Origin of the sequence: Ramlibacter cellulosilyticus, from assembly GCF_014297465.1 — a bacterium.
Taxonomy (GTDB): domain Bacteria; phylum Pseudomonadota; class Gammaproteobacteria; order Burkholderiales; family Burkholderiaceae_C; genus Ramlibacter; species Ramlibacter cellulosilyticus.
Genome location: NZ_JACORT010000003.1, coordinates 222010 through 236233 on the forward strand (window position 1 = coordinate 222010; position 14224 = coordinate 236233).

10 protein-coding genes are annotated in these 14224 nt (G+C 71.0%); 7 read left to right on the top strand and 3 right to left on the bottom strand.

The annotated features are described in order from the left end of the window. The first annotated feature begins 28 nt into the window (after positions 1–28). The 6 genes from H8N03_RS09730 (at position 29) to H8N03_RS09755 (ending at position 11814) form a co-directional block, all read left to right on the top strand. Positions 29–1660 (top strand): alkaline phosphatase family protein, encoded by a 1632-nt coding sequence (locus H8N03_RS09730; protein WP_187075964.1) that lies wholly within the window; start codon positions 29–31, stop codon positions 1658–1660. Positions 1661–1872: 212 nt separating this feature from the next. Further along, positions 1873–3528 carry an efflux RND transporter periplasmic adaptor subunit gene (locus H8N03_RS09735; protein ID WP_187075965.1) on the top strand — a complete coding sequence of 552 codons (1656 nt, stop codon included), beginning with the start codon at positions 1873–1875 and terminating at the stop codon, positions 3526–3528. Next, entirely contained in the window at positions 3525–6683 is a 3159-nt protein-coding gene (locus H8N03_RS09740; protein WP_187075966.1) for an efflux RND transporter permease subunit, read from the top strand. Before H8N03_RS09735 ends, H8N03_RS09740 begins: the two co-directional genes overlap by 4 nt. Beyond that, positions 6680–9931 (top strand): efflux RND transporter permease subunit, encoded by a 3252-nt coding sequence (locus H8N03_RS09745; protein ID WP_187075967.1) that lies wholly within the window; start codon positions 6680–6682, stop codon positions 9929–9931. Before H8N03_RS09740 ends, H8N03_RS09745 begins: the two co-directional genes overlap by 4 nt. A gap of 5 nt (positions 9932–9936) precedes the next feature. Next, positions 9937–11346: an efflux transporter outer membrane subunit gene (locus H8N03_RS09750; RefSeq protein WP_187075968.1), complete on the top strand. Its 1410-nt coding sequence runs from the start codon at positions 9937–9939 to the stop codon at positions 11344–11346. Between the two features lie 57 nt (positions 11347–11403). Continuing rightward, entirely contained in the window at positions 11404–11814 is a 411-nt protein-coding gene (locus H8N03_RS09755) for a hypothetical protein (protein WP_187075969.1), read from the top strand. A gap of 120 nt (positions 11815–11934) precedes the next feature. On the opposite strand, the gene H8N03_RS09760 is transcribed toward H8N03_RS09755, so the two are convergent. Both H8N03_RS09760 and nth read right to left on the bottom strand, forming a co-directional pair. Beyond that, a complete protein-coding gene (locus H8N03_RS09760) occupies positions 11935–12219 on the bottom strand; it encodes a hypothetical protein (RefSeq protein WP_187075970.1) in 285 nt (94 codons plus the stop codon). A 15-nt stretch (positions 12220–12234) separates the two neighbouring features. Continuing rightward, on the bottom strand, positions 12235–12885 hold the full coding sequence (gene nth, locus H8N03_RS09765) for an endonuclease III (RefSeq protein ID WP_187075971.1): 651 nt from the start codon (positions 12883–12885) through the stop codon (positions 12235–12237). A 35-nt stretch (positions 12886–12920) separates the two neighbouring features. Here nth and H8N03_RS09770 point away from each other — a divergent pair, with 35 nt between their 5' ends. Next, complete coding sequence (locus tag H8N03_RS09770; RefSeq protein ID WP_187075972.1) at positions 12921–13238, top strand: c-type cytochrome; 318 nt, start codon at positions 12921–12923, stop codon at positions 13236–13238. A gap of 99 nt (positions 13239–13337) precedes the next feature. On the opposite strand, the gene H8N03_RS09775 is transcribed toward H8N03_RS09770, so the two are convergent. Next, the gene (locus tag H8N03_RS09775) at positions 13338–14192 is read right to left on the bottom strand and encodes a LysR family transcriptional regulator (protein WP_187075973.1); all 855 of its coding nucleotides are present in this window, start codon (positions 14190–14192) and stop codon (positions 13338–13340) included. Positions 14193–14224 lie beyond the last annotated feature (32 nt).

Sequence of the window (14224 nt, forward strand, 5' to 3'; positions counted from 1 at the left end):
CCCCGGCCATGGGTTAGGCTCGCGGCCCATGAGGATCGCCCCCCTGTTGCGCGCCTGGATCGCGCTTGCCCTCGCCGCCTGGCTCGCCGCGTCGCCTGCGTTCGCCGCGACGGAGCGCCCGCGGCTCGTCGTGCTGTTCGTCGTGGACGGCCTGCCGCAGCGGCAGGTGGCCGCCTACCGGGACCAGCTCGCACCCGACGGCCTGGCGCGCTTCCTCGCGCGCGGCGCCTCGTTCGAGCAGGCGCACTATGGCTACGCCTTCACCGTGACGGCGGCAGGCCATGCGACGCTGCTCACCGGTGCGTATCCGCACCGCACGGGCATCATCGGCAACCAGTGGCTGGACATCGCCACCGGCCAGCAGGTCTACTGCACCGGCGACCCGCTCGCGGAGTACATCGGCCACCTCACCGATCCGCTCGACGGCACCAGCCCGCGCAACCTGAAGGTGGAGACGCTCGGCGACGTGCTGCGCAAGGCGGAACCGCGCGCCAAGGTGCTGGCCGTGTCGGGCAAGGACCGCGGCGCCATCCTGCCCGCGGGCCATGCGGGCACCGCGTACATGTACATGAGCGACAGCGGCGGCTTCGCCTCCAGCAGCTACTACATGCGAGAGCATCCGGGCTGGGTACAGGCGTTCAACGGCGCGAAGCCCGCCGACCGCTTCTTCCATGCGGAGTGGAAGCCCCTGCTCGCGGAAGAGGCCTACGCGCGCTCGCTGCCGGACAACCAGCCCTGGTTCCCGCGCCCCGGCCGCCTGCCGATGAAGATGGGCGCCGCCGATGAGGCTCCCGGGCCGAAGTTCTACGGCGCCTTGCTCGCCAGCCCCTTCGCCGACGCACTCACGCTGGACTTCGCGCGCGCCGCGATCGCGGGGGAGAAGCTCGGAGCGGACGACGTGCCCGACATCCTCGCCATCAGCCTCTCGGGGCACGACTACGTCAACCACCAGTGGAGCGCGGAGTCGCGCCTGTCGCACGACCACCTGCTGCACCTCGACCGCCTGCTGCAGGCCTTCTTCGCGGACCTGGACCGCACCGTGGGCCGCGACCGCTACCTCGCCGTGCTGACGGCCGACCATGGCTTCATGCCTGCGCCGGAGGTGAGCCAGGCGCGCGGCCTGTCGGCCGGCCGGCTCTCGGGCAGCCAGCTCCTGGCCGCCGTGAACGCGGCGCTGGAAAAGCGCTTCGACGCGCCCCGGCTCGTGCAGGCGATGTCCGCCTCCGCGCTGGTGATCGATCGCAAGCAGCTCGCCGCGCGCGGACTCGCGCTGGACGCCGTCGCCGACGCCGCGCGCGAAGCGCTGCTCGCGCAGCCGCCGATCGCCGCCGCGTACACGCGCCGCGAACTCGCGAGCGGCAGCCGCGCCGGGGCGCCCCTGTTCGAGGCGATGCGCAACACCTGGCACCCGGACGTCTCCGGCGACGTGCAGTACGCGTTGCAGCCGTACTGGATGTTCGGCAATGCGGGCAGCACGCACGGCTCGCCCTACGAGTACGACACGCACGTGCCGCTGCTGGCGTGGGGCCCCAGCTGGGTGCATGCAGGGCCGCGCGACGCGCGCGCGGAAATCGCGGACATCGCGCCCACGCTGGCCGGGATCCTCGGCATCCCGGCGCCGGCGGGCAACCAGGGCAAGCCGCTGCGCCTCGCGCGCTGACCGCCCATCGCCGGACCATGAAAACTTCACCAACGGGCAACACGGGGCTTACCCCGCGGTTACGCGCCAGGAGCAACCTAGGGCGCTCGCAACGCGGCAGGAAACAACCTACACAGGGTTGCGCCGGGAACTGTCGGCTGGGTCAGCCGTCGGCAGGCACCCTCAGCGCCTGCTGAACTTGCCCGCCTCCTGACGGAACAAGAAGGACATCGATGCCCACACCCCCGCCGTCCGCACCGGCCGATCCCCCCGAATACTTCGAACAGCCCGAGCCGCCGCCGCGGCGGAAGCTGAGCCGCCGTGCGTCCGTCATCGGCACCGTGCTCGCCCTGGTCGTGGCCGCGGGCCTGGCCTGGCTGGCGTGGGACCTCACGCGGCCCGAGCAGACGGCCGGCATGGGCGCGCAAGGCGGCCGGCCCGGCGGCGGCCCCGGCGGCCCCGGTGGCCCCGGCGGCGCGCGCGGCGCGGTCACCGTCGGCTTCGCCGTCGCGGAGGCCGCGGACATTCCCGTGAACCTCGACGCGCTGGGCACGGTCACGCCGCAAGCGACCGTGCGCGTGCGCCCCCAGGTGAGCGGCGTGCTCACGCAGGTGCTGTTCAAGGAAGGGCAGGGCGTCAAGCGCGGGCAGCTGCTGGCGACCATCGATCCGCGGCCGTTCGAGATGGCCTTGCAGCAGGCCGTGGGCCAGCGCATGCGCGACGAGGCGCAGCTCGCGGCCGCGAGGGTCACCCTCGAGCGCTTCGAGACGCTGCTCAGGCAGGACTCGATCGCCCGGCAGGAAGTGGACACGCAGCGCGCCACCGTGCGCCAGCTGGAGGCGACCGTCGTTTCCGACAAGGCGGCGGAAGGCACCGCGCGGCTGAACCTCTCGTACACGCGCATCACCTCGCCCATCGACGGGCGCGTGGGCCTGCGCAACGTCGACATCGGCAACCAGGTGAGCAACAGCGACACCAACGGCATCGCGGTGATCACCAAGATGACGCCCATCGACGTGGAGTTCGCCATCCCGCAGGACCACGCGGCCTGGCTGCAGCACAACGGCGGCGGCTTCATGGAGGTGCGTGCCTTCGACCGCACCCGCACCACGCTGCTCGACACCGGCGTGTTCGCCTCCATCGACAACCAGATCGACACCACGACCGGCACGGTGCGGGCGAAGGCGCGCTTCAACAACGCGCGGCTGCAGCTCTTCCCCAGCCAGTTCGTCAACGTGCAGCTGCAGGTGCGCACCATCAACAACGCGGTGGTGGTGCCCGTGACGGCCGTGCGCCAGAGCGGCAGCGGCGAGTACGTCTTCGTGCTGCAGCAGGACCGCACGGTGAAGCAGCGGCCGGTCGTGCGCGGCCAGCCGCTGGCCGAGCGCGTGCAGATCGTCAGCGGCCTGCAGCTCGGGGAGCGCGTGATCACCGAGGGCGCGGACCGCCTGCGCGACGGCGCGCGCGTCATGCTGCCGGGCGACACGCCGCCGGCCGGCCGCCAGGGCGGCGGCCGCCGCCGCGACGGCGCTTCCGCGCCCGGGGCCGCGGCATCGGGGGCGCAGCCCGGCGCGTCCGAACCCTTCACCGGCGCATCCGCCGCGCAGCGCCCCGCGACGAATCCGTTCGCGGGCGCGTCCGCCGTGCAGCAGCAGGCCGCCGGCGACCGCACCTGGCCTCGCGGGTCGCCGCCCAACGCCGTCACGCCGTCGCAGGCCGCGGCTTCGTCCGCGATGGGCGCCCCGCCGCAGCCGGGCGCCAACCTGAGCCCGGAGGAACGCGCCGCGCGCGCGGCCGAGTGGCAGAAGCTCACGCCCGAAGAGCGTGAACAGCGCCGCGCGCAACGGCGCGCGCAGCGCGAGGCGGCGGGTTCGGCACCAGCGCAATGAGTCCGTCCCGTCCCTTCATCCTGCGGCCGGTCGCCACCTCGCTGCTGATGGTGGCCATCGTGCTCGCCGGCCTGGTGGGCCTGAAGTTCCTGCCGCTGGCGGCGCTGCCGCAGGTCGACTACCCGACCATCCAGGTGCAGACGCTGTACCCGGGTGCGAGCCCGGAGGTGATGGCGCAGACCGTCACGGCGCCGCTGGAGCGGCAGTTCGGGCAGATGCCGGGCCTGTCGCGCATGAGTTCCACCAGCGCCGCCGGCGTGTCGGTGGTCACGCTGCAGTTCGGCCTCGGCCTCGCCCTCGACGTCGCCGAGCAGCAGGTGCAGGCAGCGATCAACGCGGGCGGTTCGCTGCTGCCGGCCGACCTGCCGGCGCCGCCGGTGTATGCCAAGGTGAACCCGGCCGATGCGCCGGTGCTGACGCTGGCGATCACCTCGCCCACGCTGCCGCTCACCGAGGTGCGCAACATCGTGGACACGCGCCTCGCGCTGAAGATCAGCCAGGTGAGCGGCGTCGGCCTCGTGACGCTCGCCGGCGGGCAGCGGCCCGCCGTGCGCATCCAGGCGGACAGCCGTTCGCTCGCGTCGCTCGGGCTCACGCTGGACACGATCCGCACGACCATCGCCGCGGCGAACGCCAACGCGGCCAAGGGCAGCATCGACGGCCCGACGCGTTCGTACACGATCAACTCCAACGACCAGCTGCTCACGGCCAAGGACTACAGCAGCCTGATCGTGGCGTTCAGGAACGGCGCGCCGGTGCGCGTGTCCGACGTCGCACAGGTGGTCGAAAGCGCCGAGAACGTGAAGCTCGGCGCCTGGGCGAACGCCCAACCGGCCATCATCCTGAACGTGCAGCGGCAGCCCGGTGCGAACGTGATCGCGACGGTGGATGCCATCAAGGAGCGCCTGCCGGAGCTCACGGCCGGCCTGCCGGGTTCCATGGAAGTGCACGTGCTGGCCGACCGCACCACCGGCATCCGCGCCTCGGTGGAGCACGTGTCGATCGAGCTCGTGCTGGCGGTGGTGATGGTGGTGCTGGTGATCTTCGCCTTCCTGCACAGCCCGCGCGCCACGCTGATCGCGAGCCTGGCCGTGCCGATCTCGCTGATCGGCACCTGCGGCGTGATGTACCTGCTGGGGTACAGCCTGAACAACCTGTCGCTGATGGCGCTCACGATCGCCACCGGCTTCGTGGTGGACGACGCGATCGTGATGATCGAGAACATCTCGCGGCACATCGAGGACGGCCAGAAGCCGATGCAGGCGGCGCTGCAGGGCGCGAGCGAGATCGGCTTCACCATCATCTCGCTGACGGTTTCGCTGGTCGCGGTGCTGATCCCGCTGCTGTTCATGGGCGACGTCATCGGCCGGCTGTTCCGCGAGTTCGCGGTGACGCTGGCGATCACCATCCTGATCTCCGCGGTCGTGTCGCTGACGCTGGTGCCGATGATGTCCGGCCGCTGGCTGAAGGCGCACACCGAGCCGGAGAAGGGCCTGGGCGGGAAGATCCAGCGCGGCTTCGACCGCGTGATCCACCACTACGACCGCGCCCTGGTCTGGGTGCTGGCGCGCCAGAAGCTCACGCTGCTCGTCGCACTGGGCACGCTGGTGCTCACCGTGCTGCTGTACATGCTGATCCCGAAGGGCCTGTTCCCCACGCAGAACACGGGGCAGCTGCAGGTGCGCGTGGAGGCGGCGCAGTCCATCTCGTATCCGCGCATGGCCGAACTGCAGCAGCAGGTGGCCAGGGCGCTGCTGGAAGATCCGGCGGTCGAATCCATCGCCAGCTTCGTCGGCGTGGACGCGGCGAATGCCACGATGCTGCACACCGGCCGCATGCTGGTGAACCTGAAGTCCGCCCGCGGCAGCCTGCAGCCGGTGATGGACAGGCTGCGCGAACGGGGCCAGCGCGTCGCGGGCGTGCGGATCTTCCTGCAGCCGGTGCAGGACCTCACCATCGAATCGGAAACGGGGCCGACCCAGTACCGGATCTCGCTGGAAGGCGCGGACACGCCGACGGTGAACGAGTGGGCCCAGCGCGTGGTGGACCGCCTGCGGCAGGAGCGCAAGCTCGCGAACGTGACGACGGACGCGGGCGCCACCGGCGCGGCGATGTACGTGGACGTGGACCGCGACACCGCGGCGCGCCTGGGCATCAGTACGTCCTCGATCAACGACGCGCTGTACAGCGCGTTCGGCCAGCGCATCGTCTCCACGATCTTCACCGAGACCAACCAGTACCGCGTGGTGCTGGAGGCGCGCCCGGAGACCACGACGAACGCCGTGGAAGGCATCCAGCTGCGCGCGAGCTCGGGCGAGGCGACGCCGCTGACGGCCGTGGCGCGCATCAGCGAGCGGCGGGCGCCGCTGCAGGTGACGCACGTGGCGCAGTACCCCGCGGCGACGATCGGCTTCGACACGGCGCCCGGCGTGGCACTGGGCACCGCCGTGGACGTGATCCGCGGTGTGGTGAAGGAGCTGCAGCTGCCGGCGACGGTGAGCGTCACCTTCCTCGGCGCGGCGGGCGCGTACGAAACTTCTCTCTCCAACCAGCTCTGGCTGATCCTGGCGGCAGTCGTCTGCGTCTACATCGTGCTGGGCGTGCTGTACGAGAGCTACGTGCACCCGCTGACGATCCTCTCCACGCTGCCCTCGGCCGGCATCGGCGCGCTGCTCGCGCTCATGCTCACGGGCAACGACCTGGGGGTGATCGGCATCATCGGCATCATCCTGCTGATCGGCATCGTGAAGAAGAACGCGATCATGATGATCGACTTCGCGCTCGACGCCGAGCGGGAGGAGGGCAGGTCCCCGCGGGAAGCCATCCACCAGGCGGCGCTGCTGCGCTTCCGGCCCATCCTCATGACGACGCTGGCGGCGCTGTTCGCGGCGCTGCCGCTGATGTTCGGCTTCGGCGAGGGCGCGGAACTGCGCCGGCCGCTGGGCCTGGCGATCTTCGGCGGGCTGATCGTGAGCCAGCTGCTGACGCTGTTCACGACGCCGGTGATCTACCTGGCGTTCGATCGGTTGGGGGAGAGGTTCCGTGGCCGAACTGCCCCCCACCCATCCTCCCCCCAGAGGGGGGAGGGGCCGGATGTTCCGCCCTCCCCCCCTGGGGGAGGGCCGGGGTGGGGGCACACGCGAGGCGCGGAATGAACCTCTCCGCCCCCTTCGTCCGGCGCCCCGTCGGCACCGTCCTGCTGACGGTGTGGATCGCGCTGGCGGGCATCTTCGCCTTCTTCCACCTGCCGGTCGCGTCGCTGCCGCAGGTGGACTTTCCGGTGATCTCGGTGTCGGCGAGCCTGCCCGGCGCGAGCCCGGACACCATGGCCAGCAGCGTGGCGACACCGCTGGAGCGGCGGCTCGCCACGATCGCGGGCGTCAACGAGATCACGTCCAACAGCGGCAACGGCAGCACGCGCGTCACGCTGCAGTTCGACCTGAACCGCAACATCGACGCCGCGGCGCGCGAGGTGCAGGCGGCCATCAACGCGACGCGCGCGGACCTGCCGTCCACGCTGCGCAGCAACCCGACCTATCGCAAGGCCAACCCCTCGGCCGCGCCGGTGATCATCCTCGCGCTGACCTCCGCCTCGCGCTCGCCCGGCCAGATCTACGACGCGGTGTCCAACATCGTGCAGCAGAAGATCGCGCAGGTGCCCGGCGTCGGCGACGTGGAGCTGGGCGGCGGATCGCAGCCGGCCGTGCGCATCGAGCTGATCCCCTTCGCCCTCAGCCGCTACGGCATCGCCTCGGAGGACATCCGCGCGGCCATCCAGGCCGGCACCGCCAACCGCCCGAAGGGGGACGTCAGCGTCAACGGCACGCGGCTGCAGATCTACACCGGCACCGGCATGGCCAACAACGGCAAGACCGCGTCCGACTATCGCGACCTGGTCGTCGGCTGGCGCAACGGCGCTGCGGTACGCCTGGCCGACGTCGCCGAGGTGAGCGACGGCGTCGAGAACATCAATACCATGGGCCTGTTCAATGGCCGGCCCGCGGTGATCGTGCTGGTGACGCTGCAGGCCGGCGCGAACGTGATCGAGACCGTCGACGCGGTGCGCGACCTGCTGCCCGAGCTGGAAGCGGCGCTGCCCGACGACATCGCGCTGGAGGTCGCCTCCGACCGCACGCACTCCATCCGCGCCTCGCTGCACGAGGTGGAGGTGACGCTGGTCATCGCGATCCTGCTGGTGGTGCTGGTGGTGAGCGTGTTCCTGCGCAGCGCCCGCGCCACCTTCATCCCCGCGGTCGCGACCGTCGTCTCCCTGCTGGGCACCTTCGGCGTGATGTGGATGCTGGGCTTCTCGCTCAACAACCTCTCGCTGATGGCCTTGACGGTGGCCACCGGCTTCGTGGTCGACGACGCCATCGTGGTGCTGGAGAACACGTCGCGGCACATCGAGGCGGGCATGGACCGTTTCCAGGCCGCCTTGCGCGGCGCGCGCGAGGTGGGCTTCACCGTGCTCTCGATCAGCCTGTCGCTGATCGCCGTGTTCATCCCGCTGCTGTTCATGGGCGGGCAGGTGGGGCGCCTCTTCCGCGAGTTCGCGGTGACGCTGTCCGCCGCCGTGATGATCTCGCTGCTGATCTCGCTGACCACCACGCCGATGATGTGCGCGTGGCTGCTTCGCCGCGACGCGCACGCGAAGAAGCCGGGCCGCCTCTCGCGCTGGGCCGAGCAGGGCTTCGGCCTCGCGCAGCGCGCCTACGCGGCGAGCCTGGACTGGGCGCTGGCCGCGCGCTGGCTGGTGCTGCTGATCCTGGTGCTGGTGATCGTGCTGAACGGCTTCCTGTTCGTGCGCGTGCCCAAGGGCTTCTTCCCGCAGCAGGACACGGGCCAGATCAACGGCGGCATCCGCGCGGACCAGAGCATCTCGTTCCAGCAGATGCAGGACAAGATCAAGCAGCTCGTGGAGATCATCCGCGCCGACCCGGCGGTGGACACGGTGGTGGCTTTCACCGGCGGCGGCCGCGCGGGCGGCGGCTTCATGTTCGTGAACCTCAAGCGCGGGCAGGGCGCCGAGCGGGGCCAGGCCGTGATCGCGCGGCTGCGGCCCAAGCTCGCGCAGGTGACCGGCGTGAGCCTCTTCCTCAACCCGGTGCAGGACCTGCGCATGGGCGGGCGGTCCTCCAACAGCACCTACCAGTACACGCTCAAGAGCGACAACGAGGCGGACCTCAAGCTGTGGGCCACGCGCCTGGCCGAAGCCATGAAGCGGCAGCCGGCGCTGACGGACGTGGACACCGACCAGCAGGAGAACGGCGTCGAGACGTACGTCGAGGTCGACAAGCAGACCGCGGCGCGCCTGGGCATCAGCTCGCGCGACGTGGACAACGCCTTGTACGACGCCTTCGGCCAGCGGCAGGTGGCGACCATCTACGAGGACCTGAACCAGTACAAGGTGATCATGCAGATGGCGCCGCGCTACATCCGCAGCCCGGAGGCGCTGAAGAACGTGTACGTGCCGGCGAGCGAGACCGGTGCGGCCACGGTGCAGGCCGCCGCGCAGTCGTCGTCCGCGACGTCCACCACGACCACCACCGGCTCCGCGACGGCCACCTCCGCCAATCCTTCGCTGCGCGACGCGTCCACGGGCGCCGCGGTGAGCACCTCGGTGACGCCCATGGTGCCGCTGTCCGCCATCGCGCGTTTCGCCGAGCGGCCCACGGCCACCTCCATCAACCACCAGGACGCCGAGCTGGCCACCACGGTGTCGTTCAACCTGGAGGAGGGCTACACCCTGCAGGACGGACAGAACGCCGTGCGCGCGGCCGCCGACGAGATCCGCATGCCGATCAACGTGCGCGGCAGCTTCCAGGGGCAGGCGCGCCAGGCGCAGGAGACCAACCAGCAGCAGCCGCTGCTGATCCTCGCGGCCATCGTCGTCATCTACATCGTGCTCGGGGTGCTGTACGAGAGCCTCGTGCACCCGATCACGGTGCTCTCCACGCTGCCTTCCGCGGGCATCGGCGCGGTGCTCGCGCTGCTGCTGTTCAAGATGGACTTCTCGATCATGGCGCTGATCGGGCTGTTCCTGCTGATCGGCATCGTCAAGAAGAACGCGATCCTGATCATCGACTTCGCCCTGGATGCGGAGCGCTCGCGCGGCCTGTCGCCCTACGACGCGGTGCGCGAGGCCTGCCTGCTGCGCTTCCGCCCCATCCTCATGACCACCCTCGCGGCCATCCTCGGCGCGCTGCCGCTCGCCGTGGGCTTCGGCGAAGGCGCCGAGCTGCGCCGGCCGCTGGGCATCGCCATCATCGGCGGCCTCGTGGCCAGCCAGGTGATCACGCTGCTGACGACGCCCGTGGTCTACCTGCTGATGGACAAGCTGCGCCGCCGCAGCCCGAACGAGCGCCTGCTCTCCCGCCACGGCGACGCCCGGACCGTCACCTGAAAAGAATGAACCGTTTCCGTCCCCTTGCCCTGATCGCCGCGCTGCTGCTCGCCGGCTGTGCCAGCCTGGAGCCCGCCTACGAATTGCCCGTCACGGACATGCCCGTCGCCTTCAAGGAAGGCAAGGGCGTGTGGGTGCAGGCCGCGCCCGCCGACACGCTGGAGAAAGGGCCGTGGTGGGAGCTGTTCGACGACCCGCTGCTGAACGCGCTGGCGTCGCAGGTGGAGATCTCCAACCAGAACGTCGTGGCCGCGGTGGCTGCGTACGACCAGGCCCGCGCGATCACGCGCGAGCAGCGCGCCTCCCTGTTCCCGCAGGTGAACCTGGATGCGAGCCAGAACCGCACCGGCGGCCCGGACCGCCCGACCACGCGCTCGTACCGCGTGAACATCGGCGCCACCTGGGAGCCGGACGTGTTCGGGCGCTTGCGCCTGGCGGTGCAGGGCGCGCGCTACGGCGAGCAGATCGCGCAGGCGGACCTGTACGCGGCGCAACTCGCGGCACGCGGCGAACTCGCCGCCAACTACTTCGCGCTGCGCCAGGCGGACATCGCCTACGCCTTGCAGCAGCAGGTGGTGGCGGGCTACCAGCGCAACCTGCAGATCACGAGCAACCGCTACCAGGCCGGCGTGGTCGCGCGCACCGACACGCTGCAGGCCGAGAGCCAGCTCGCCAACGCGCGCGCGGACCTGCTGGGCATCGAGCAGCAGCGCGCCACCTTCGAGCATGCGGTGGCGGTGCTGGTGGGACGTGCGCCGGCCAACTTCGACATCCCGGTCGACCTGAAGTGGAGCGTGAAGATCCCCTCGCTGCCGCAGGAAGTGCCCAGCACGCTGCTGCAGCGGCGGCCGGATATCGCCGCGGCCGAGCGGCAGGTGGCGCAGGCCAATGCGCAGATCGGCATCGCACGCGCCGGCTACTTCCCGAGCTTCGGCATCACGGGCTCGCTCACGTCCTCGGCCGCCACGATCGGCGACCTGTTCAACGCGTCCAGCCTGGCCTGGGCACTGGGCACGTCGGTGGCGCAGATGATCTTCGACGCGGGCGCGACGAGCGCGCGGGTGGACCAGTCGCGCGCGGCGCTGAACGCGTCGGCCGCCCGCTATCGCCAGACCGTGCTCACGGCCTTCCAGGACGTGGAGGACCAGCTGGTCGCGCTGCGGGTGCTGGAGCAGCAGCAGGCGCTGCGCGCGCAGGCGAGCCGCGCGGCCGACCTGGTGGAACAGCAGGTGCTCAATCGCTACGAGGCGGGGCAGGTGAACTACACCGAGGTCATCACGGCGCAGCAGAGCGCGGCGTCGGCGCGGCGGTCGCTCATCCAGGCGCAGATCGACCGGCAGGTCGCCGTGGTCGCGCTGATCCAGGCGCTCGGGGGCGGCTGGCCCGGCCTGGCCCTCGCGGAGGCCGGACGCTGATCAGGGGCTTTTGATCGGCGTCAACTCCGCGCAAGCGCCGCGGGGTACCGTCGCGGCATGGGCAACGGCAAATTCGCGCTGATCCTCGCGGTCCTGATCTCGGTGGGCGTGGCCGCGTGGCCGAGCGTGACGCAGAAGTCCGTCGTGCAGGGCGTGACGGTCGCCGTGACGCCGGGCAACCTGTCGCCGGACGCCACCATCTGGGATTTCGCCGTCGCCTACGACGCGGGGGCCACGCGCCAGCTCAAGGGCGACGAGCCGCTGGACCAGTTCGTGCTGCTCGGCGACGGCCGCCGCATGAAGCCGCTGGCATGGGAAGGCGACAAGGACGGCACGAAGCACCGCGCCGGCGTCCTCAAGTTCATCGCGATCCAGCCGCGGCCGAAGGAGCTGGAGCTGCAGTTGCAGCGGCCCGCGGAGAAGCAGCCGCGGGTGTTCCGGTTCGTGTTCGGGGATTGGTCGGCCTGAGCGTGCGCGCACCCGGGCCAGGCTGGGTTTCGCGCAGGAGGTAGGCTGGGTTTCGCGCAGCGAACCCCAGCATGCCGCCGCGATGTCGCTGGGGTCGCTGCGCGAACCCAGCCTACGGGGTCAGGATTGCTCCGGCTCCGTTCCCTGCCCCAGCAGCGCCAGCATCCCGCCCTCCAGCGCCTCCATGTGCTTCGCCAGCTGCGGCGTCGACTCCTTGGAGATCTTCATGTAGCCCTTGAAGGTGCGCAGCAGCGTCGCGCGGTCCGGGTGGTGCAGCAGCACGGTGGCCAGCGCCGCCTGCAGCACGTGCACCTGGGCGGCGAGCATCAGCTGGTTGTCGACGAGCCCCTGGATGCTTTGCCGGTGGACGTCGAGCGTTTCCCTGATTTCCTGGTCCTGGTCCATCGCTGCATTGTGACACTAGGCCTGCAGGGCCGGCGGCGGCGTCTTGGGCTGGTAGTCGCACCAGCGGGCCACCGCGCATTGCCAGCACTTCGGCAGGCGCGCCACGCAGACATAGCGCCCGTGCAGGATCAGCCAGTGGTGCGCGTCCCCGAGGTAGGCCTTCGGCACGCGCTCCATCAGCTTGCGTTCGACCTCGACGGGGTCCTTGCCCGGCGCGAGGCCCGTGCGGTTGCTGACGCGGAACACGTGCGTGTCGACGGCCATGGTCTCGTCGCCGAAGGCGACGTTGAGCACCACGTTGGCCGTCTTGCGGCCGACGCCGGGCAGCGCCTCCAGCGCCTCGCGGTCGCGCGGCACCTTGCCGCCGTGCCGTTCGACCAGGATGCGGCAGGTCTCCAGCAGGTTCTTCGCCTTGTTGCGGTACAGGCCGATGGTCTTGATGTACTGCTCCAGGCCGTCCTGCCCCAGCGCCAGGATCGCCTGCGGCGTGTTGGCGACGTGGAAGAGGCGGCGCGTGGCCTTGTTGACGCCGGCGTCGGTCGCCTGCGCGGACAGCAGCACCGCCGCGAGCAGCTCGAACACCGTGCTGTATTCGAGCTCGCTCTGGGGCAGGGGGTTGGCGGCCTGGAGCGTGGCGAAGAAAGGTTCGATGTCGGCGTCTTTCATGGGGGGATTGTCGCGCGGTGCGGTTATCGTGCGGCATGCGCCAGTTCCTCGCCGCGCTCCTGCTCGCCCCGCTCGCCTGCGCGGCGCAACCCCTCGCGGACGCGCGCCAGCTCGCCGCCGACCAGGGTTGCTACAACTGCCACGGCGAGCCGCCGCGGCGCTACGTGCCGTCGTTCCGGGAGATCGTCGCGCGCTATGCGACGTACCGCGGCCGTCTGGACGGCAAGGCGGAACAGGCGCTGGTGGACCGGCTGCACCACGGGTCGCTGTTCTCGCATGTCGCCGCGCACGAGCGGCTGACGGAGGAGCAGGCGCGGGCGCTGGTGCGGTGGCTGGTGGAGGGGGCGCCGTGAGCGGGGGCGTGGGTGGGCCCGCAGCAATCGTCGCCGTATTGGTAGGGTGGCGCGGCGAAAGCCGCGGACGGTGAGCGACAGCGAACCCCACCGAGCGGCCTACATCTCCTTCACCAACGCCGCCACGATGGCCGCCGTGGCAGCGTCGCGCCGCTGCACCAACGCCACCTTCCGCTCCTCCGCCTGCGGGATCTCGACCACCCGCAGCTTCGCGTCCTGCGCCCAGCGCGCGCCGCGCAGCAGCGGCACCACGGACACGCCGAGGCCGGAGCGCACCAGGTCCGCGATGCTCTCCAGCGCGTTGAGTTCGAGCACTTCCTGCGGCTTCACCTTCAGGCGCTTGAGCGTGCGCTCCACCAGGCGGCCGGTGTGCTGGGTGGGGTCGAACCGGATGAAGGGCTGGCGCTGCAGGATCGCGCGCGGGCTCGCTTCCTCCAGCTTGCGCGGCACCAGCAACACCATCGGCTCGGCATAGAGGGCGGTCCACACGAGGTCCGCGCGCGTGCCCGGCTCGCGGATGGCGATCGCGGCATCCAGGTCGCCGGCTTCCACGCGTTCGATCAGTTCGATGGACTTGGCCGCGGACACGTGCAGGTCCAGCGCCGCATGCCGCGCCTTGAGCGCCAGCGTGGCCTGGATCAGCGGCCGCACGGCGGAGACGACCGCCCCCAGGTGCACGGTGCCGGCCATGCTGTCGGCGCCGCGGGCGGGGGCGAGCATCTGGTCGTACAGCGCGAGCAGCCGGCGCACCTGCGGCACCAGCTCGCGTCCGGCTTCGTTGAGCACCACGCTCTTGCCCTGGCGCTCGAAGAGCGGGCGGCGCAGGTCGGACTCCAGCGCGCGCATCTGCTGGCCGACGGCGGCCTGCGTGAGGGACACGCGGGAGGACGCGGCGGCGAAGGAGCCCTCGGCCGCCACGGCGGCGAAGGTGCGCAGGAGGCGGATGCTGCTCATGGCGCCATGCTAAAGCACGGCTTTAGGATGGG